General features: G+C 61.6%; 18 protein-coding genes. 6 read left to right on the top strand and 12 right to left on the bottom strand.

The window, feature by feature from the left end; all coding sequences use genetic code 11:
• Position 1: 1 nt before the first annotated feature.
• The 3 genes from gshA to CS390_RS23390 all read right to left on the bottom strand — a co-directional run bounded on the left by gshA (position 2) and on the right by CS390_RS23390 (position 4,484).
• On the bottom strand, positions 2-1,585 hold the full coding sequence (gene gshA / locus CS390_RS23400; protein WP_099776219.1) for a glutamate--cysteine ligase: 1,584 nt from the start codon (positions 1,583-1,585) through the stop codon (positions 2-4).
• A gap of 197 nt (positions 1,586-1,782) precedes the next feature.
• Entirely contained in the window at positions 1,783-2,166 is a 384-nt protein-coding gene (locus CS390_RS23395) for a PaaI family thioesterase (RefSeq protein WP_099776217.1), read from the bottom strand.
• Positions 2,166-4,484, bottom strand: a complete 2,319-nt coding sequence (locus CS390_RS23390; protein ID WP_065760098.1) for a Tex family protein — start codon at positions 4,482-4,484, stop codon at positions 2,166-2,168. Before CS390_RS23390 ends, CS390_RS23395 begins: the two co-directional genes overlap by 1 nt.
• Positions 4,485-4,713: 229 nt before the next feature.
• Between CS390_RS23390 and ompR the strand changes: the two genes are divergently transcribed.
• Together ompR and CS390_RS23380 are read left to right on the top strand one after the other, a co-directional pair.
• Positions 4,714-5,454, top strand: coding sequence for a two-component system response regulator OmpR (ompR, locus tag CS390_RS23385; protein WP_065760099.1), 741 nt, complete (start codon positions 4,714-4,716; stop codon positions 5,452-5,454).
• A gap of 127 nt (positions 5,455-5,581) precedes the next feature.
• The gene (locus CS390_RS23380; protein WP_065760100.1) at positions 5,582-6,895 is read left to right on the top strand and encodes an ATP-binding protein; all 1,314 of its coding nucleotides are present in this window, start codon (positions 5,582-5,584) and stop codon (positions 6,893-6,895) included.
• Here CS390_RS23380 and rimK read toward each other — a convergent pair.
• Both rimK and CS390_RS23370 read right to left on the bottom strand, forming a co-directional pair.
• Complete coding sequence (gene rimK, locus CS390_RS23375) at positions 6,892-7,797, bottom strand: 30S ribosomal protein S6--L-glutamate ligase (RefSeq protein ID WP_065760101.1); 906 nt, start codon at positions 7,795-7,797, stop codon at positions 6,892-6,894. The genes CS390_RS23380 and rimK overlap by 4 nt on opposite strands.
• The gene (locus tag CS390_RS23370) at positions 7,794-8,276 is read right to left on the bottom strand and encodes an ATP-dependent zinc protease (RefSeq protein WP_065760102.1); all 483 of its coding nucleotides are present in this window, start codon (positions 8,274-8,276) and stop codon (positions 7,794-7,796) included. Before CS390_RS23370 ends, rimK begins: the two co-directional genes overlap by 4 nt.
• Positions 8,277-8,386: 110 nt before the next feature.
• Here CS390_RS23370 and CS390_RS23365 point away from each other — a divergent pair, with 110 nt between their 5' ends.
• From CS390_RS23365 to CS390_RS23350, 4 genes are all read left to right on the top strand, one after another.
• Complete coding sequence (locus tag CS390_RS23365; RefSeq protein ID WP_065760103.1) at positions 8,387-8,788, top strand: RNA-binding S4 domain-containing protein; 402 nt, start codon at positions 8,387-8,389, stop codon at positions 8,786-8,788.
• A 250-nt stretch (positions 8,789-9,038) separates the two neighbouring features.
• Entirely contained in the window at positions 9,039-9,941 is a 903-nt protein-coding gene (hslO, locus tag CS390_RS23360) for an Hsp33 family molecular chaperone HslO (protein ID WP_065760104.1), read from the top strand.
• Between the two features lie 179 nt (positions 9,942-10,120).
• Entirely contained in the window at positions 10,121-11,665 is a 1,545-nt protein-coding gene (locus CS390_RS23355) for a phosphoenolpyruvate carboxykinase (RefSeq protein ID WP_065760105.1), read from the top strand.
• 495 nt (positions 11,666-12,160) lie between these two features.
• Positions 12,161-12,586: a thioesterase family protein gene (locus CS390_RS23350; RefSeq protein ID WP_099776215.1), complete on the top strand. Its 426-nt coding sequence runs from the start codon at positions 12,161-12,163 to the stop codon at positions 12,584-12,586.
• Positions 12,587-12,588: 2 nt separating this feature from the next.
• On the opposite strand, the gene CS390_RS23345 is transcribed toward CS390_RS23350, so the two are convergent.
• The 7 genes from CS390_RS23345 to yrfG form a co-directional block, all read right to left on the bottom strand.
• Complete coding sequence (locus CS390_RS23345) at positions 12,589-13,245, bottom strand: response regulator transcription factor (protein WP_065761089.1); 657 nt, start codon at positions 13,243-13,245, stop codon at positions 12,589-12,591.
• Between the two features lie 123 nt (positions 13,246-13,368).
• The gene (locus CS390_RS23340; protein ID WP_099776213.1) at positions 13,369-14,229 is read right to left on the bottom strand and encodes a protein-glutamate O-methyltransferase CheR; all 861 of its coding nucleotides are present in this window, start codon (positions 14,227-14,229) and stop codon (positions 13,369-13,371) included.
• A gap of 281 nt (positions 14,230-14,510) precedes the next feature.
• A complete protein-coding gene (locus CS390_RS23335) occupies positions 14,511-15,002 on the bottom strand; it encodes a glycine zipper domain-containing protein (RefSeq protein ID WP_065761088.1) in 492 nt (163 codons plus the stop codon).
• A 204-nt stretch (positions 15,003-15,206) separates the two neighbouring features.
• Positions 15,207-17,537 (bottom strand): FdhF/YdeP family oxidoreductase, encoded by a 2,331-nt coding sequence (locus CS390_RS23330; RefSeq protein ID WP_371918275.1) that lies wholly within the window; start codon positions 17,535-17,537, stop codon positions 15,207-15,209.
• Positions 17,538-17,539: 2 nt separating this feature from the next.
• A complete protein-coding gene (gene fdhD / locus CS390_RS23325) occupies positions 17,540-18,373 on the bottom strand; it encodes a formate dehydrogenase accessory sulfurtransferase FdhD (protein WP_099776211.1) in 834 nt (277 codons plus the stop codon).
• A gap of 94 nt (positions 18,374-18,467) precedes the next feature.
• On the bottom strand, positions 18,468-19,355 hold the full coding sequence (locus tag CS390_RS23320; protein WP_065761085.1) for a LysR family transcriptional regulator: 888 nt from the start codon (positions 19,353-19,355) through the stop codon (positions 18,468-18,470).
• 33 nt (positions 19,356-19,388) lie between these two features.
• Entirely contained in the window at positions 19,389-20,054 is a 666-nt protein-coding gene (gene yrfG, locus CS390_RS23315) for a GMP/IMP nucleotidase (protein WP_065761084.1), read from the bottom strand.
• Between the last annotated feature and the right edge of the window lie 43 nt (positions 20,055-20,097).

Here is a 20,097-nt window from a genome sequence, read left to right as displayed (position 1 = left end):
GTCAGTTGCTGATCGCCAGGATGCTGGCCTGGTAGGCGCTGACGAACAGGTCGAAATCCCCCACTTCCTGGCGCTCAAGTTCAGCCTGAGCGGCGAGTGACGTGCGGGCCATAGCCTCGAAACGCTGCAGTTCCTCGGCAGGCAATGCCTGGCTGCGCAAGTATTCGGCGTGAACCTTGCTCTGGCGCAAGGAGAACTCACTGAAGCTTTCGCGGTTCTCGGTCATGCTCGCCAGCACCTGGGCCGAAGGCGTCAATTCAGGGTCGTCGACCTTGGCCTTTTGCTGGGCCAGCGCGCTGACGTGCTCATGCCCACCCTGGCTCTGGTCAAGCAATTGCGCCAGCGGCGCAATGCGCTCCAGCAGTTCCTCGGCCCACTGCGTGAGCGTCACCGGTTGCCCTTGGCGTTGCAGCGCCAGGCCTGGGCGGCGCCCTTCCTTGACGACGGTAAGGAAGTTGCTGGTGCATTGGCCGCATTCGCCATTTTCCAGCAACGGGCTTTCTTCCAGCGCGCAGTACAGCAGGAAGGCGTCGAGGAAACGCGCTTCAGCCAGGTCGATGCCCGTTGGCAGGAAGGGGTTGATATCCAGGCAACGCGCTTCGACGTACTGCACGCCACGCGCCATCAATGCCTGGATCGGCCGCTCGCCGGTGTAGGTCACCCGCTTGGGTCGAATGTTGGAGTAGTACTCGTTTTCGATCTGCAGGATGTTGGTGTTGAGCTGAACCCACTCACCATCCTTGTGCGTACCGATTTCGACATATGGCGGGTAAGGCGTACCCACCGCTTTGCGCAAGCTGTCGGTATAGCTGTTCAGGTCGTTGTAGCAGGGCGTCAGGCCGGCTTGTGCATTGCTCTGGTAGCCCAGGTCACTCATGCGCAGGCTGGTGGCGTAGGGCAGGTACAAGGTGCTGGCGTCAAAGCTTTCCAGCTGATGGGGGCGGCCACGCAGGAAGCCCGCATCCAGCGCTGGCGAGGCACCGAACAGGTACATCAGCAGCCAGCTGTAGCGCCTGAAGTTACGGATCAGGGCGATATAGGCGGCGGACTGATAATCGCGCTCGCTGCCTTCGGCACCTTCGGCCTGCATCAGCAGTGGCCAGAGTTTTTCCGGCAGCGAGAAATTGTAATGAATACCGGCGATGCACTGCATGGTGCGGCCATAGCGCAGGGCCAGGCCCTTGCGGTAGACGTACTTGAGCTGACCGATGTTGGAGGTGCCATACCAGGCAATCGGGATGTCCTCCTCGGCGGGCAGCGGGCAGGGCATCGACGGGCTCCACAGGTATTCGTCGCCCAGTTTGGCGTAGGTGAAACGGTGGATATTCTCCAGGCTCTCCAGGGTTTTTGCCGGGTCGGTCAGGGCTGGGGTAATGAACTCCAGCAGCGACTCCGAATAGTCCGTTGTGATCTGTTCATGGGTCAGGGCCGAGCCCAGCGCCTCGGGGTGCGGGGTCTGTGCCAGGCGACCGTCCTCGGTCACGCGCAGGCATTCGCGCTCAATACCATGCAGGCACTGCTCGAGCAGGGAGAGGTTGTCACGCTGGCCGAGCAGGCTCAGGCGGCGGTTGAGAAGTTCGCTCAAGATGGATTCCTTCACGGTCAGTCGCCCCAATATGGGGGTAGAGATGACGGTCTACAAGGGTGAAGAGAGGAACTGGCGTTGTCGCCTGGTTATCGCAGGCCGGGCCTGCAGGTTCATGCCCCGATTCTCGGGGCACAAAAGACGGTTTCGGCAGTACCTGCGCACTGGCGAAAATAGCCTGAAACAGCAAGCGTCGGCTAGAGGACCGAAAAGGTCCCCTGGGCCTTGGCGACCAATTTGTCGCCCTGAAGCACGTCGGCGTCGACCACCAGCGTGCGTCGCCCGGCATGCAGTACACGAGCGATACACAGCACGTCGCCTTCGCTGACAGCACGCAGGTAGTTGATCTTGCATTCCAGGGTAACGCTTTGCTGGTCGAAACCGTGGGCACTGGAACAGGCCAGGCCCATGGCGATGTCGACCAGGCTGAACAGCGCGCCGCCATGCAGTTTGCCGCCACGGTTGCGCAGGTGCTCCTGCAGCGACAGGGCAACCTCTGCAACGCCGTTGTCCAGGCGTTGCAGGCGGCAGCCAAGCAATTGGCTGAATGCGCTCTGGACGATACCTTCAGGTGCTTCCATCAACGTTTCTTCAGCTGTTTGGCGTTGGCGAACAGCGAGGCCATGGCGTTGTTCGCCGGGGCGGCGGTTTCCTTGGCCCGTGCCGGCGCGCTCTGTTGGCGAGGTGCCGAGCCTGGGCGGCTGCCACGGGCGCCGTCGACTTTCTCGCCGGGTGTGTCACCCATGCGCATGGACAGGCCAACGCGTTTGCGCGGGATGTCCACTTCCATGACCTTGACCTTGACCACGTCACCGGCCTTGACGGCTTCACGCGGGTCTTTGATGAACTTCTCCGACAGCGCGGAAATATGCACCAGGCCGTCCTGATGCACGCCGATGTCGACGAAGGCACCGAAGTTGGTGACGTTGGTCACGACGCCTTCGAGAATCATGCCGGGTTGCAGGTCCTTGAGGTCTTCGACGCCTTCCTGGAACTCGGCAGTCTTGAATTCCGGACGCGGGTCACGGCCTGGTTTGTCCAGTTCCTGGAGGATGTCGGTGACGGTTGGCAGGCCAAAGGTTTCGTCGGTGAACTTTTTCGGGTCCAGGCGCTTGAGGAAGCCACTGTCACCAATCAGTGAGCGAATGTCGCGATCGGTCTCGGCGGCGATACGCTGTACCAGCGGGTAGGCTTCCGGGTGAACAGCCGAGGCGTCCAGCGGGTTGTCGCCGTTCATGACGCGCAGGAAGCCTGCCGCTTGCTCGAAGGTCTTCTCGCCCAGGCGGCTGACTTTCTTCAGCGCGGCGCGGGTCTTGAAGGCACCGTTGGCATCGCGGTGCGCGACAATGTTCTGTGCCAGGGTGCTGTTCAGGCCGGAAATGCGCGACAGCAGTGCTACCGACGCGGTGTTGACGTCAACGCCGACGGCGTTCACGCAGTCCTCGACCACGGCATCCAGGCCACGTGCCAGCTTGAGCTGCGACACGTCATGCTGGTACTGGCCGACCCCGATGGACTTCGGATCGATCTTCACCAGTTCGGCCAGCGGGTCCTGCAGGCGACGGGCAATGGACACCGCACCGCGCAGGGATACGTCCAGCTCGGGGAACTCGCGGGCAGCCAGTTCCGAAGCCGAGTACACCGACGCGCCGGCTTCGGAGACCATGATCTTGGTCATTTTCAGGGCGGGATATTTCTTGATCAGTTCGGCGGCCAGTTTGTCGGTTTCGCGGCTGGCAGTACCGTTGCCGATGGCGATCAGTTCAACCGAGTGCTTGGCGCACAGCGCGGCCAGCACGGCGATGGTCTGGTCCCACTGGTTTTTGGGTACATGCGGGTACACCGTGGCGGTGTCGAGCAGCTTGCCGGTGGCATCGACCACCGCTACCTTGCAGCCGGTGCGCAGGCCCGGGTCGAGGCCCAGGGTCGCGCGCGGGCCGGCCGGCGCGGCCAGCAGCAGGTCATGCAGGTTGTGGGCGAAGACGTTGATGGCCTCGCTTTCGGCATTGTCGCGCAGCTCACCGAACAGGTCGGTTTCCAGGTGGGTGTAGAGCTTGACCTTCCAGGTCCAGCGCACCACCTCGCCCAGCCACTTGTCGGCAGGACGGTTCTGGTTACGCAGGCCGAAGTGCTCACCGATCATCAGCTCGCATGGGTGCAGGGTGCCCGGCAGTTCTTCGCCAATTTTCAGCGAGGCGGCCAGCACGCCTTCGTTGCGGCCGCGGAAAATGGCCAATGCGCGGTGCGATGGCACGCTCTTGAGCAGTTCATCGTGTTCGAAATAGTCGCGGAACTTGGCCCCTTCTTCTTCCTTGCCCGCCACCAGGCGGGCGCTGAGCACGGCTTCCTGCTTGAGGAAACTGCGCAGCTTGGCGAGCAGGCTGGCGTCTTCGGCGAAGCGTTCCATCAGGATGTACTTGGCGCCTTCCAGTGCCGCCTTGACGTCGGCAACACCTTTCTCGGCGTCGACGAAGCGCGCGGCTTCGGTTTCCGGGTTCAGTTGCGGGTCGTTCAGCAGGCCGTCGGCCAGCTCGCCCAAGCCGGCTTCCAGGGCGATCTGGCCCTTGGTACGGCGCTTCTGCTTATAAGGCAGGTAAAGGTCTTCAAGGCGGGTCTTGGTGTCGGCCAGCTTGATCTCGCGGGCCAGTTCGGGTGTCAGCTTGCCTTGTTCCTCGATGCTCGCCAGGATGCTCACGCGCCGTTCGTCGAGTTCGCGCAGGTAGCGCAGGCGCTCTTCCAGGTGACGCAGTTGGGTGTCGTCCAGGCTACCGGTGACTTCCTTGCGGTAACGGGCGATAAAAGGCACCGTGGAGCCTTCATCAAGCAGGGTCACGGCCGCCTCGACCTGCTGCGGGCGGACGCCGAGTTCTTCGGCAATGCGGCTGTTGATGCTGTCCATAAAACCACCTGACAAATTGTGAATGCGGGGGCCGCAGGCCAACGCGGGGCGCGGGCGGCAGTGGATCAAAGGCGCGCATTATACCCGCCACATCCGGCTTGCGGTGATAGCAGCAGGCCAGCCTGGCGCCGGGTCCGACTGGCATCGGGGGAAAAATCTGCTAACAATGCACACGTCACGGCCCGTGGCGGCTAGGCCATAATGCTTGCCGAGATTAAAGGAGCGACCTATGAGCAGCACTGCACAAACCGCTGAAGGCGAGAAAATCCTCATCGTCGATGACGATCCGGGGCTGAGCAGCCTGCTGGAGCGTTTTTTCACCAGCAAGGGCTTCCGTGCCCGCGCTGTACCGAATGTCGAACAGATGGACCGCCTGCTGGCCCGTGAAGTCTTCAATCTGGTCGTGCTTGATCTGATGCTGCCGGGCGAGGATGGCCTCTCGGCCTGTCGCCGTCTGCGGGCGGCGAACAACCAGGTCCCGATCATCATGCTGACCGCCAAGGGTGACGAGCTGAGCCGGATCAAGGGCCTGGAACTGGGCGCCGACGATTACCTGGCCAAGCCGTTCAACCCCGACGAACTGGTGGCACGGGTCAAGGCCGTGCTGCGCCGCCAGGCGCCTTCGGTGCCAGGTGCGCCGGGCACTGAAGACGAGACCGTCACTTTTGGCGACTACGAACTGTCGCTGGCCACCCGCGAGCTCAAGCGTGGCGACGAAGTACACATGCTCACCACCGGTGAATTCGCCGTACTCAAGGCACTGGTCATGCACGCCCGTGAGCCGCTCACCCGTGACAAGCTGATGAACCTGGCCCGAGGGCGTGAATGGGATGCGCTGGAGCGCTCCATCGACGTACAGATTTCGCGTCTGCGGCGCATGATCGAGCCCGACCCGTCCAAACCGCGCTACATCCAGACCGTTTGGGGTGTTGGTTATGTGTTCGTACCGGACGGCAACGCCGGCAAGTAACGTTTCGGTTGTAGACGTGCGTCACAGGAAGCGGGGCTACCTTAACGGTGCCCTGCTTTTTGCTTGTGTCGAGGTCCGCAAAGCCTGCGAGCCATGCTCGCTCCTGCAAGGTGTGTAGCTGTTGTCCATGAAAACGCCGCTGTGGTTCCCGCAAAGCTTCTTCGCCCGCACCCTTTGGCTGGTGCTGATCGTTGTGCTGTTTTCCAAGGCGCTGACCTTGGTTTACCTGCTGATGAACGAAGATGTGCTTGTCGATCGCCAGTACAGCCATGGCGTGGCCTTGACCTTGCGCGCCTATTGGGCCGCCGACGAGGCGGACCGTGAAAAAATCGCCGAAGCCGCTGGCCTGATCCGGGTGGTCGGTACCGGTGTGCCTGAGGGTGAGCAGCATTGGCCCTACAGTGAGATTTATCAGCGGCAGATGCAGGCCGAACTGGGCGCCGACACCGAGGTTCGCTTGCGTATCCATGCCCCTCCGGCCCTGTGGGTGCGCGCACCGAGCCTGGGCGATGGCTGGCTGAAAGTGCCGCTGTACCCGCACCCGCTGCGCGGCCAGAAAATCTGGAGCGTGCTGGGGTGGTTCCTGGCCATTGGCTTGCTGTCCACGGCCTCGGCCTGGATCTTCGTGCGCCAGCTCAATCAGCCGCTCAAACGTCTGGTGTTCGCGGCCCGGCAGTTGGGGCAGGGGCGTAGCGTGCGTTTGCCGATCAGCGATACGCCCAGCGAGATGACCGAAGTGTATCGGGCGTTCAACCAGATGGCCGAGGATGTCGAGCAGGCCGGGCGCGAGCGTGAGTTGATGCTGGCCGGTGTTTCCCATGACTTGCGTACGCCCTTGACCCGGCTGCGCCTGTCACTGTCGTTGATGAGCAATGACAGTGAGCTGACTGACGGCATGGTGCGCGACATCGAGGACATGGACGCCATTCTCGACCAGTTCCTGGCCTTTATCCGTGATGGCCGTGACGAGCCCGTGGAGGAGGTCGACCTCAGCGATCTGGTGCGTGAGGTGGTGGCACCCTTCAATCAGCCGGAAGAGCGGGTGCGCTTGTGCCTGGAGCCGATTCCGCCGTTCCCGCTGCGTCGGGTTTCGCTCAAGCGCATGTTGAACAACCTGATTGGCAACGCGCTGTATCACGCCGGCAAGGGCGTCGAAGTGGCTGCCTATGTCTCGGGTGACAGCAGTGCGCCCTATGTGGTGCTGAGCGTGCTGGACCGTGGTACGGGTATTGATCCAAGCGAGCTGGAGGGCATCTTCAACCCGTTCATTCGCGGCGACCGTGCCCGCAGTGGCAAAGGCACCGGGCTGGGCCTGGCGATCGTCAAGCGCATCGCGGCCCAGCACGGTGGCAATGTCGAGCTGCGCAACCGTTCCGGTGGCGGCCTGGAAGCACGGGTGCGTCTGCCCCTGGGCTTGTTGCTGCCCAGGGACGCGGTTTAGCCCTTACCCTTGGTGCGGGTCAGGTGCGGCCCGCCATTCTTCTCCAGGTGTTCGATGATCATCCCGGCAACGTCCTTGCCGGTGGTGACCTCAATGCCTTCCAGGCCGGGCGAGGAGTTCACCTCCATCACCAGCGGGCCATGGTTGGAACGCAGGATATCCACACCGGCTACCGACAGGCCCATCACCTTGGCGGCACGGATGGCGGTCATGCGTTCTTCCGGGGTGATCTTGATCAGGCTGGCGGTACCTCCGCGATGCAGGTTCGAGCGGAACTCCCCCGGCTTGGCCTGGCGTTTCATCGAGGCGATGACCTTGTCGCCGACCACGAAGCAACGGATGTCGGCACCGCCGGCCTCCTTGATGTACTCCTGGACCATGATGTTCTGCTTCAGGCCCATGAAGGCCTCGATCACCGATTCGGCGGCCTTGGTGGTTTCGCACAACACCACGCCAATGCCTTGGGTGCCCTCGAGGACCTTGATCACCAGTGGCGCGCCATTGACCATCTGGATCAGGTCGGGAATGTCATCCGGCGAGTGGGCGAAACCGGTGATGGGCAGGCCGACACCACGCCGCGACAGCAACTGTAGCGAGCGCAGCTTGTCCCGCGAGCGGGCGATGGCCACCGACTCATTGAGCGGAAACACGCCCATCATTTCAAACTGACGCAGCACCGCGCAGCCGTAGAAGGTCACCGAGGCCCCGATGCGTGGAATGACCGCATCGAAGCCTTCAAGTGGTTTGCCACGGTAGTGGATCTGCGGTTTGTGGCTGGCGATATTCATGTAGGCGCGCAGCGTGTCGATCACGACCATCTCATGGCCGCGTTGGGTACCGGCTTCGACCAGACGACGAGTGGAATACAGACGCGGGTTTCGCGACAGCACAGCGATCTTCATGCAACACCTGTGGAAGGGGTGGGGGAGGCCGGAAAGGCCGGCTTGTCCTGAACATACTTGAGCCCGGGATTGACCACCAATTGGCCGTCAACCAGGGCCTTGGAACCCAGCAGCAGGCGATAGCGCATCGCCTTGCGGCACGCCAGGGTGAACTCCACCGCCCAGACTCGGTCGCCGAGTGCCAGGGTTGTGCGGATCACATAGCGGATCTGGGCCTGACCGTTGGAGCTTTTAATGGTTTTCATCGCCACCAATGGCGCTTCACAGCGTCGATGGCGCAACTGCACCACCGAACCCAGGTGGGCGTTGAAACGAACCCAGCGCTGGCCGTCGCGTTCGAACGGTTCGATCTCGGTAGCATGCAGGCTTGAAGTGCTGGCACCGGTGTCGATTTTCGCACGCAGGCCGGCTACCCCGAGGTCGGGTAGCGCCACCCACTCGCGTAGACCGATCACGGTTAAATGGTCAAAAGTCTTCAAATTGCTAAACCTGCTCAAATGATCGGTGAACTGTAAGCACGCCGCGTACTTTTTGCATCCGCCAGTTACGGTAGTACAGTTCGATTGCAGATTGCGATCGAGGACATGAGATGGCACAAAAGCCCGAAGAAGACGACAAGGTTCGCCTGGACAAATGGTTGTGGGCGGCACGTTTCTACAAGACCCGAGCGTTGGCCAAGGCGGCCATCGAGAGTGGCAAGGTGCATTGCCGAGGTGAGCGCTGCAAGCCGGGCAAGGAGCCACGGATAGGCGATGAGTTCGTCTTGCGCACCGGTTTCGACGAACGCACTGTCGTGGTCAAGGCATTGTCGGTGGTGCGCCGTGGTGCCCCCGAAGCCCAGGCCTTGTACGAGGAAACAGCTCAGAGTATTGCCCGCCGCGAACAGGCGGCGGCCCTGCGCAAAGCGGGCGCTCTGGGTGTGACCACCGATGGGCGGCCGACCAAGAAGCAACGGCGTCAGCTTCACCAGTTCCACGACACCGGCCATTAAGCATTTGTGTGGCCGGCATTGCCATTCGTCGAAACGCCGGCAGAGGCACTGGTCAAAAGGCCATGACCGGAAACAGAGTAGGTGGGGTTGCAGTGTGTCTGTGTGAACCCGCCTTGCTTCGCTTGGATCAGTGGCCGATTGCCCATAAAATACCCGGTTCAAGCAGCACACCGTGGTACCCGCAGGTGCCCTGACGCGGCCCTTGATGGCCAGCCCATTTATTTTGTCACCTCTTAGAAAGCCAGAACTCATGCACGATTTGCCCGATACCGACTACACCCAACGCTTCATCTTCGACGAAAGCGATGTTCGCGGTGAGCTGGTTGCGCTCGAGCGTAGTTACGCCGAAGTGCTGGCCAAGCACACCTATCCGGAGCCCGTCGCGCAACTGCTCGGGGAGCTGATGGCGGCAGCGGCGCTGCTGGTTGGCACGCTGAAATTTGATGGCCTGCTGATTCTTCAGGCACGCTCTGAAGGCCCGGTTCCATTGTTGATGGTTGAGTGCTCCAGCGAGCGCGAAATCCGCGGGCTGGCGCGTTACGATGCAGACCAGATAGGCGATACGGCGACCCTGAGCGAATTGATGCCGGACGGCGTACTCGCACTGACCGTCGACCCTACCAACGGCCAGCGTTACCAGGGCCTGGTAGACCTGGACGGGGAGGACCTGTCGCAGTGCTTCACCAACTACTTCGTCATGTCCCAGCAGGTTGGCACGCGCTTCTGGCTCAAGGCCGATGGCAAAAACGCCCGTGGCATGTTGCTTCAACAACTGCCTGCCGATCGCCAGAAAGATGAAGACGATCGCGCCGCCAGCTGGCAGCACGTCACTGCCCTGGCCAGCACCCTGAGTGATGAAGAACTGCTTGGCCTGAACAACGAAACCATCCTTCACCGCCTGTACCACGAAGAGGCTGTGCGCCTGTTCGACATCCAGCCGCTGCGCTTCCGTTGCAGTTGCTCGCGCGAACGTTCGGGCAATGCACTGGTCAGCCTGGGTCAGGAAGATGCGCAGCAACTGCTGGCCGAGCATGGCGGTCATATCGAGATCGATTGCCAGTTCTGCAACGAACGCTACCGGTTCGATGCTTCTGATGTGGCGCAATTGTTCGTAGGTGCGGGTGTTGAGGCGCCGTCAGATACTCGTCACTGAAACGTTTAAGCTCAGGTAAATCTCCTGTCGAATGGCGGAAAAGCGCCGTTCTGACAGGAGGGCTCTACTTTTTTTGGGCGTTTCTGGCATAATCCGGCCACTTTTTTCGCTGTAGTAGTTTAAAAAGTTCTACTACAAAACGTTTGGAGCACTCGGCCTCAGGCCGGATGGGGAATCTCATGACGCAAGCCAACAACGCCGTGTACACCGATCTGAGTGTCGACGAGCTGGTACAAGAAGCCCTGAACCGCGGTGAAGGTGAGCTGGCCGATACTGGCGCCCTCGTCGTGAAAACCGGTCATCGCACCGGTCGTTCGCCGGTTGACCGTTTCATCGTAGAAGAACCAACCACTCAGGACGCCATTGCCTGGGGCCCGATCAACCGCAAGTTCCCGGCCGACAAGTTCGATGCCCTGTGGAACCGCGTCGAGGCCTACGTCAACGAGCGCGAGCATTTCGTTTCCCACGTGCATGTCGGTTCCGACGAAGCCCACTACCTGGCGGTCAAGATGACCACCGAGACGGCTTGGCACAACCTGTTTGGCCGTTGCCTGTTCATCAACCCGGAAACCTACAATCCGGGCGCCAAGCAGGAATGGCAGATCATCAACGCGCCGAACTTTGTCTGCGAACCTGAGCGTGATGGCACCAACTCCGACGGCACCGTGATCATCAACTTCGCCGCCAAAAAGGTGCTGATCGCAGGCATGCGTTACGCCGGCGAGATGAAGAAAGCGATGTTCTCGGTACAGAACTTCCTGCTGCCAGCGGCCGACGTGCTGCCAATGCACTGCGCTGCCAACATGGGCGAAGAGGGCGACGTGACCCTGTTCTTCGGCCTGTCCGGCACTGGTAAAACCACCCTGTCGGCTGACGAAAGCCGTTACCTGATCGGTGACGACGAGCACGGCTGGGGCGAAGGCGTGGTGTTCAACATCGAAGGCGGTTGCTATGCCAAGTGCATCGACCTGTCCGAGAAGAACGAGCCGGTCATCTGGAAAGCGATCCAGCACGGTGCTGTTCTGGAGAACGTGGTCATTGACCCGGTCACCAAGAAAGCCGACTACGCGGACGACAGCCTGACCCAGAACAGCCGTGCGGCCTACCCGCGCGAACTGATCGAGAAGCGTGCACCGAAAAACCTCGGCGGCGAGCCAAACGCGGTCATCTTCCTGACCTGCGACCTGACCGGCGTACTGCCGCCAGTGTCGATCCTCAGCGAAGAGCAGGCGGCCTACCACTTCCTGTCGGGTTACACCGCACTGGTTGGCTCCACCGAAATGGGTTCGGGTTCCGGCATCAAGTCGACCTTCTCCACCTGCTTCGGCGCTCCGTTCTTCCCGCGTCCTGCCGGTGAATACGCTGAGCTGCTGATCAAGCGTATCCGTGGCTTCAACTCCAAGGTCTACCTGGTCAACACTGGCTGGACCGGTGGTGGCTACGGCGTTGGCAAGCGTTTCAACATCCCGACCACCCGTGCGGTGATCGCAGCGATCCAGAGCGGTGCGCTGATCGGTGCTGAAACCGAACACCTGGACATCATCAACCTGGACGTGCCGAAGGCCGTTGAAGGCGTTGAAACCGTTCTGCTCAACCCACGTAACACCTGGGCTGACAAGGCAGCGTACGATGAAGCAGCCAAAGGCCTGGCCAAGCTGTTCATCGAGAACTTCAAGAAGTTCGACGTTTCCGATGCCATCAAGAACGCCGGCCCACAACTGTAAGTTGTCGCCAGCGTACTGACGAACCCCCGCTTTTTAGCGGGGGTTTGTTTTTTAAGCCTAAAACATTCTGGCGTTGATCTCTGTGTGTGTTGGCTTGCCAATGATGCAGGCACTGCGTACCCACTGACACCGCGCCGATACCATCGCAGGCAAGCCAGCTCCCACAGAAAAGCAGTGTACTGCGCGGCCCCCTGTGGGAGTTGGCTTGTCAACGATGCAGGCGCTGCGTACCCACGGACACTGCGCCGATACCATCGCAGGCAAGCCTGCATCCCACAGAAAAGCAGTCTACTGCGCGGCCCCCTGTGGGAGTTGGCTTGCCAACGATGCAGGCGCCGCGTACTTGCTGGCACCGAGTTGATGCCATTGCAGGCAAGCTTGTTCCTACAGGAAATGCGGCGTTCTGCGCGGACCCCTGTGGGAGTTGGCTTGCCAACGATGCGGGCACCGCGCACTCTCTGACACTTTGTCGATGCCATCATCAGGAGGGATCGTATGTCCGAGACGGTTCAGCGTGATCATTACCCTCATTTTCACCCTGTTCAGACGCGCTGGCAGGACACTGATGCACAGGGTCATATCGCCGGTGCAATGGTTTATGCGTTCTTCGACAGTGCGCTACAGGCGTACTTGATCGAACGTGCCGAACTGGACCCACAAGACGGCGAAGTGGTGGGTTTTGTCGTGAGTTCGTCCTGCGATTTCTTCGCTTCGGCAGCGTTCCCCGAGGCGTTGGCGGTTGGCGTGCGGGTTAGCCGCCTGGCCGGTAGTAGCGTCGAATACACGGTGGCATTGTTCAAGGCCAATGACTCGCAATCCTGCGCGGTAGGGCGCGTGGTACAGGTGTTCGTTGAGCGTGCTACAGGTCGCCCGGCAAGCCTGCCGGAGCGCTTGCAGGCGGCCTTGCAGGCGCTCCAGTAGGCTCAGTCGTTCAGGCGAATGATGCCTTCGCGCACAGCGAACAGTACCAGGCCCGGCACGTCGTGGATCTGCAGGCGGTGCATGATCTGCGAGCGATGGGCCTCGATGGTCTTTATGCTCAGGCCCAGGCCTTCGGCAATCGAGCGGGTCGACTCACCACGGGCAATCAGCCGAAGGATTTCCAGCTGGCGGGTGGTCAGTTGTGTCGTGGTGCCTATCGTCGGGCGCTTGCGGCTGTGTTTTACCGCCTGTTCGATCACCAGCGGCAGTACGGTGGCGGACAGGTACTGACTGCCGCTTCTTAGGGCATGCAGTGCCGACTCAAGTTCCGGCACGGTTGCGCTCTTGAGCAGGAAGCCGTGGGCGCCGTGTTGCAGGCATTTCATCACGAACTCCAGCTCTGAGCGGGACGACAGGATCAGTACACGGCTCGACGGTACGCGCAGTTGCAATTCACCCAGAACCTCCTCGCTGTCGAGTGCGTGCTGGAGCATGTCCAGCACGATGATGTTCGGCTTCAGTTGTTCAGCCAACGTGATGGCCTTCAGGCCGTCGCCAGCCTCCCCAACGATGACATAGTCTTTTTTTTGTTCGAGCAATGCCCTCAGACCTGCTCTGAAGAGGGGCGAGTCATCGACAAGGAGTATTCGGCAAAGCATGGGTTCGAGCCTGTTTCGCAAGGGATGAGGAGCGACAGGTTTGCTCGGTCCGTGTGAGCGCTGTCGCGGTGCTGCGCCATCAGTGTCGGTGTCGCGCCTGGGTGGCCTGCCGTGAGTGTGCAGTCATAAGCGTTCGAATACGGAAGGTAGTATCGGGCGAAGGGGAAGCGCCAGTTCGTGGATGCTTTCAGCGTGTCCGATAAACAGCAGGCCACCAGGGTGCAGGCGAGCCACTATGTCCTTGAGCAGGCTCGGCTTGTGCTCGCTGTCGACGTATATCAACAGGTTGCGCAGAAAGATGGCGTGGAAATGGCCCAGGTCGTCGGGCAACGGGTGGATCAGGTTGATGGTCTTGAGGGTTAGCCGTTGGCGCAAGCATGCACTCATGCGCAGGCGCCCGACCATCTGACCAATGCCACACAGGCTATGACGCTCTAGCCAGCCTTCAGGAAAATAGCGGGCCTGGGCAATATCGTAGATACCTGCTTGGGCAAGCGACAGCATGCGTGTACTGACATCGCTGGCCAGTACTTCCCAGTGATCGGTGGCGGCATGTTCGCTGGCGACCATGGCCAGGCTGTAGGCCTCTTCTCCGGACGAGCAGGCGGCGCTCCAGAGGCGCACTGGGCCTTGGTGTTTCGCTAACCATTGGCCGAGGTACTCGAAGTGACGGTGCTCGCGAAAGAAGTAGGTTTCCTTGGCAACCAGCAGGTCGATGGCCAGGCTGCGCTCAGCCTGATAATGAGGCTGTTCGAGTAACTGAAGGTAGTCGCGGTAGGTGTCCAGGCGGTGGTGGCGCAGGCGCTGATTCAGGCGGGCGGCGATCAGTGCGCGCTTGTCGTCGGTGATGACGACGCCGCAGCTTTGATGCACGAGTGTCTGCAACTGCTGGAACTCGGTAGGGTCGGGTAACGCCGGTTTGAAGTTTGCCAACCCTTTAGTGGCGACAAGCGTTCGGCTTTCAGCGTCATTACCTATCCGCATTCCTTGCGTCCTGCCTGATCTGAGGACGTTGGATGATAGCGCCCAGCCCTGTTTGCCCATATCAGGACTCCCCTTAAGCCGTTGGTATCGGGCAAGGTCGGGCTAGAGGGGTATGCGGTGGGTTGGGGCGTTCCGGCCGCTTGGCGGGTGTTCTGCAACGCACCCGGAGCGTGAGCTCCGGGTCGATGCCGACGGATCGCCAGGGAAGCGAACCGTTAGGTATTTGGCTTAAGCCAGTGACGTGATAGCGGTGTGCCTTTAGGCCGTTGTCGCGGCGGCTATCAGTCGTCGTGGCGCCAGTGACGGTGCTTGCGCTGGCCGTAGTGATGGCCACGGTCATGGTAGTAACGACGGTCGTCGTAGTCGCGCCCGCGGTAACCACGTCTGCGGTAGTCACGGTCTTCTTCGTCGGCTTCTCTGCCCATGTAGTTACCCAGCGCGCCACCGGCACCGCCACCGGCGGCTGCACCGATCAGGCTGCCTGTGGTGCCGCCCATGCTGCGACCCACCACGTTACCGCCGGCAGCGCCCAGTGCGCCCCCGATGGCGGCTTCGCCGCGGCTGTGTTTGTTCGCGCCAACAGCACCACCGGCTGCACCACCGAGGCCCGCACCGATCGCAGAGCCGGTGCTGCCGCCAATCGACTGGCCGACGACCGAACCCAATACCCCACCCAATGCGCCGCCAATACCGGCTTCGGTGGTGCCGCCTGCCGAGGCAACGCCACTGAGCAGGCCGAGGGACAACAAGAGAATCGAGGAGTACTTCTTCATCAAGAGAGCCTCAGAGGGATGACGAGGCGATCCTGAGGCTCTGGGATGGGGCTGGCAACGGAAATCCGACGAGTAACACGACTTGTGCACAAATCGATAAGTTACTGTTTTTTAGCTGAAACTTTCTCGAATTTCGCGTGTCTGAGCTACTTCGGGAAAGGCCCTGGCAGTGTTGTCAGGGCCTTTTTCGTGGGCGTAAACCAGTCAGATGATGCGTGCCGTCTCGCTGGCTGCGAGCAGCTTGATCGCGATGAATTTCGAGGTGGGCGTGTGGCTGTCATCGCCGACGCTTTCCAGCGGCACCAGTGGGTTCACCTCGGGGTAATAGGCTGCCGCCTGCCCGGCGGGGATGTCGAAGGCGAGCAGGGTGAAGCCTTTGACCCGACGCTCACGCTCATCGCTCCAGAGCGACACGATATCCACCTTCTGCCCCGGACGGAAGCCCAGGCGAATGATGTCGGCCTCGTTGGCGAACAACACATCGCGTTGGCCTTTCACGCCACGGTAGCGGTCGTCCAGGCCATAGATCGTGGTGTTGTACTGATCGTGCGAGCGCATCGACTGCATGATCAGGTCCGGTACCTGGCCACTGGCGCGAACACATTCATGCAACAAGTCATCGGGCAGGGCGTTGGCCTTGAAATTGGCCTTGCCACTGGCGGTGTTCCATTGGCGTTGGCTGGCGCTGTTGCCCAGGTAGAAACCGCCGGGGCGCGCCAGGCGCTGGTTGAAATCCTCGAACCCCGGGATGGTCTGGCTGATCAGCTCGCGGATGCGTGCGTAATCGGCCACCAGCCAGTGCCAGTCCACCGGCTGCGCGCCGAGGGTGGCCGCAGCGATGCCGGCGATGACTGCAGGCTCCGAGCGCATCTGCCGCGACAACGGCTGCAGTTGACCATTGGAGGCATGCACCATGCTGAACGAATCTTCTACCGTGACCGCTTGGGCGCCTTCGGCCTGCAGGTCGATGTCAGTGCGTCCCAGGCATGGCAGGATCAGCGCGTCCTTGCCGTGGATCAGATGGCTGCGGTTGAGCTTGGTGCTGATCTGCACGGTCAGTGCGCAGTTGCGCAGGGCCTGGGCGGTGCGCTCGGTGTCTGGCGTGGCTTGGGCGAAGTTGCCGCCCAAACCGATGAACACCTTGGCCTGACCGGCGAGCATTGCGCCAATGGCTTCGACAGTGTTGTGGCCGTTGTGCCGAGGCACCTTGAAACCGAAGCGCTTTTCCAGTGCGTCGAGCAACGCCACCGGTGGGCGCTCGTTGATGCCCATGGTGCGGTCGCCCTGCACGTTGCTGTGGCCACGGACCGGGCACAGGCCAGCGCCCGGTACGCCAAGGTTGCCGCGCAGCAGCATCAGGTTGGCGATTTCCTGAATGGTTGCCACTGAATGTCGGTGCTGTGTGATGCCCATGGCCCAGCACATGATGACCCTGCCAGCCTTGCGGTACATCTGCGCCGCCTGTTCGATCTCGGCAAGGCTCAGGCCCGACTGTGCCTCGATCTGTTCCCAGGGCGTGGCCTCGACCGTTGCCAGGTAGTCGTCGACACCGGCGCTGTGTTGCGCGATGAAGGCGTGGTCGAACACCGCTGGTGCACCGCTGGCCTGGGCTTCGCGTTCCCACTGCAACAGGTACTTGGCCATGCCGCGCAGTACTGCCATGTCGCCGCCCAGGGCCGGACGGAAGTACGCCGTGTTGGTTGGACGGTCACCGTTGGTGAGCATCTCCAAGGGGTGCTGCGGGTGCTGGAAGCGCTCCAGGCCGCGTTCCTTGAGCGGGTTGATGCAGACGACCTGAGCGCCCCGCTTGACCGCTTCGCGCAGCGGCTCAAGCATCCGGGGGTGGTTAGTGCCTGGGTTCTGGCCCCAGACGAAGATCGCCTCGGCATGCTCGAAATCGTCGAAGGTCACCGTGCCTTTGCCGACGCCGACACTTTGCCCCAACGCCACACCGCTGGCTTCGTGGCACATGTTCGAGCAGTCTGGAAAGTTGTTGGTGCCGTAGGCACGAACGAACAGCTGGTAGAGAAATGCCGCTTCGTTGCTGGCGCGGCCCGAGGTGTAGAACTCGGCCTGATCCGGGCTTGCCAGGTTCTGCAGGTGTCGGGCGATCAGGGCGAAGGCGGCCTCCCAGCTGATGGGCTGGTAGCGGTCGGTTGTGGGGTTGTAGCTCATCGGTTCGGTGAGCCGGCCCTGGTACTCAAGCCAGTAATCGCTTTGCTGCAGCAGTGAGGTGACGCTGTGGCGGGCGAAGAATGCAGCATCGACCCGGCGTTTGGTCGCTTCCCAGTTCACTGCCTTGGCGCCGTTCTCGCAGAACTTGACCATGCCGCTTTCCGGCGAGTCACCCCAGGCGCAGCCTGGGCAGTCGAGGCCGCCATTCTGGTTGGTCTTGAGCAACGCACGGATGTTTTTCAGCGCGTTGTCACTGCCAATCCAGGCTTGTGCCACGCTGCGCAGTGCGCCCCAGCCACCCGCGGCGCCGCGGTAAGGCTTGTAGCGTGGAACAGGTTTCTGGTCGACTTGATGGGGCAGGTTCACGTTCGGTTCTCCCGCGCAGGGCTGTAGACCCGCGGCGCACTACGTTGTGGCAGGTGAATAAGGTTGAGGTTGTGTTGGCGGGCCCATTGCAGGGCCAAGCCGGTCGGAGCAGACAGGCTGACCAGCGTCTGGATGCCGGCGCGCAGCACCTTCTGGATCAGCTCCAGGCTGCAGCGGCTGGTGACAATGGCCAGGCCACCCTTGGTGGCGATGCGTTGGCGTACAAGGGCCCCGATCAGTTTGTCGAGGGCGTTGTGCCGACCGATATCTTCGCGGCCCAACAGCAGTTCGCCGTTGGCGTCCATGAACAGCGCGGCATGCACCGCGCCACAGTGTTGGCCCAGCGGCTGGAAGGCACTGATGCGCTGGCGCAGGTCGACCAGCCAGGCGGCCGGTGGCAAGGGTGCGCCGGGCAATACCTTGAGCTCGGGCAGCGCCTGCTCCAATGCCTCGACCCCGCACAGGCCGCAACCGCTGGTACCGGCCAGTTGCCGACGTTGGTTCTTGAGGTTCCAGAACGCCCGGCTGGCGATCTCAACCTCCGCGTGCAGGGCTGAGCCGCTGCCGCTGAGCGTGATGTCATAAATCTCACTGGCCTCGGCGATGCCGCTACCGATGCTGAAGCCAACGATGAAGTCTTCAAGGTCGGTGGGGCTGACCAGCATGACCGCCTGGCTGATGCCGTTATAGGCAATCGCCAGGGCCACTTCCTCGGCCAGTGCGGTGTAGGTCGGCGTGCTGTCTTCGAGGTAGTGGAACGCGTAGTCGTTGCTGGCCGCTGGCGTCACCAGCTCAGTGGTCGCCGCGCAAGTGGGGCGTTTTAGGGTCATGGCACAGGTACCGGCGGCTGATCAGTCTTAAGCCTAGGCCTGCGCTCAGGTATCGTCTAATCGCTAATACTGATGCCGTGATAGAGCGGGTCGATCAAACCTCGTCCTGCATGTGGCGGTACTCGTTGAAGCAAGCCTCGGCCAAGGCCGAACGCGGTGCGCTGCGGCGCATGATCAGGCCCAGCGGTGCCAGGGTGCTGGCTTGCTCGATGGGCTGCAGGCGCAGACGCTCGGTCAAGGCTTCCAGGCCGGTGGCCAGCGGCATGATTGCGCAACACAGGCCACCGTTCACCGCTTGTACCAGTTGATGCACGGCATCGGTCTGCAGCAGCGGTTGCGGGTTCAGGCCACGGCTGTGGAAGTTGTGGTCGATTGACTGACGAAAGTGCATGCCGGCGGTGAGCAGGCCCAAAGGCAGTTCGGTCAATGCCTGCCAACTGAGGGGCTTATCGTCGAAATTGAAGTACGCCGGGTCATACAGCAGGCCCATGCGTGTGTCGCCCAGCGCCAGGGACTCGAAACGTTCGTTATCCAGCCGTTCGAGGTACGACACGCCGAGGTCAAGCCGGTTACTCGCCAACTGCTCCAGAATCTGCTCGGAGCTGAGTGCGCTCAGTTCAAAGCACAGTTGAGGATGCTGGCTGTGCAGGCGCTGCAGCAGTGGCAGCGGGTCGAAGCTCGACAGCGGCACCATGCCCAGGCGCAGGGTGCCGACCAGATGCCCACGGCAGGCAGCCGCTTCGGCGTACAAGCCATCGTAGGCGGCCAGTACCGAACGGGCCCAGGCCAGCACCCGTTCACCCTGGGCGGTGAACCCCTCGAAGCGCTGACCACGATTGACCAGGGCCAAACCCAGTTCCTGCTCCAGGTTGCGCAGGCGCATCGACAGGGTTGGCTGGGTTACATGGCACAACGCGGCCGCTTGGCCGAAGTGGCGGGTTTCATCCAGGGCGATCAGGAATTTCAGTTGTTTGATGTCCATCGGCGCTCCACGGCACAGGGCAGGCGAGGCATTCTAACCGAGCCCTTCGAGCAACGTCCGATAGTCGTCCAGTGCCGCGAACTCCTGGGTGTCCCGTGGGCCTTTGCGGCTGTCGGGCTGACGCACCGCAAGCAGGTGTGCAACACCAAAAGACTGGGCGCTGCGCAGGATCGCCAGAGTGTCGTCGATGAACAGGCTGCGCGCCGGGTCGAAGTTGATGTCGGCCTGCAGGGCACTCCAGAACTGTGGGTCTTCCTTGGGAAAACCGTAGTCATGGGAGCTGATCAGGCGCTCGAAATACGGCGCCAGTGCCACCCGTTCCAGTTTCACCGAGAGCGAATCGCGGTGGGCGTTGGTGATCAGTACCACCCGCTTGCCGGCATCGCGGATGGCCGCGAGGAACACGTCGGCATCCGGGCGCAGGGCGATCAGGTTCGCGGTTTCCAGCTTCAGTTCGCGAATCGGCAGGTTCAGCTCTGCACTCCAGAAATCCAGGCAGTACCAGTTCAGCGAGCCGGCGTTCTTTTCAAACAACGGCTGCAGTTCCAGTTCGGCCATGGCCCGGCTCACCCCATGCAGTTCGGCATAGCGCTGCGGCAGGTGTTCGAGCCAGAAGTGGTTGTCGTAATGCAGGTCGAGCAGGGTGCCGTCCATATCGAGTAGAACAGTATCGATGTCGCGCCAGTTCAGGGCAGGCATGAAAGATTCTCGGTCAGTCGGGCGCAGTGGCCGGGCAAGCCAC

The organism is Pseudomonas sp. HLS-6 (assembly GCF_002753995.1).
Lineage (GTDB): Bacteria > Pseudomonadota > Gammaproteobacteria > Pseudomonadales > Pseudomonadaceae > Aquipseudomonas > Aquipseudomonas defluvii.
The sequence above is the reverse complement of the archived record's forward strand: the minus strand, read 5'-3'. Positions and strand labels throughout refer to the sequence as shown.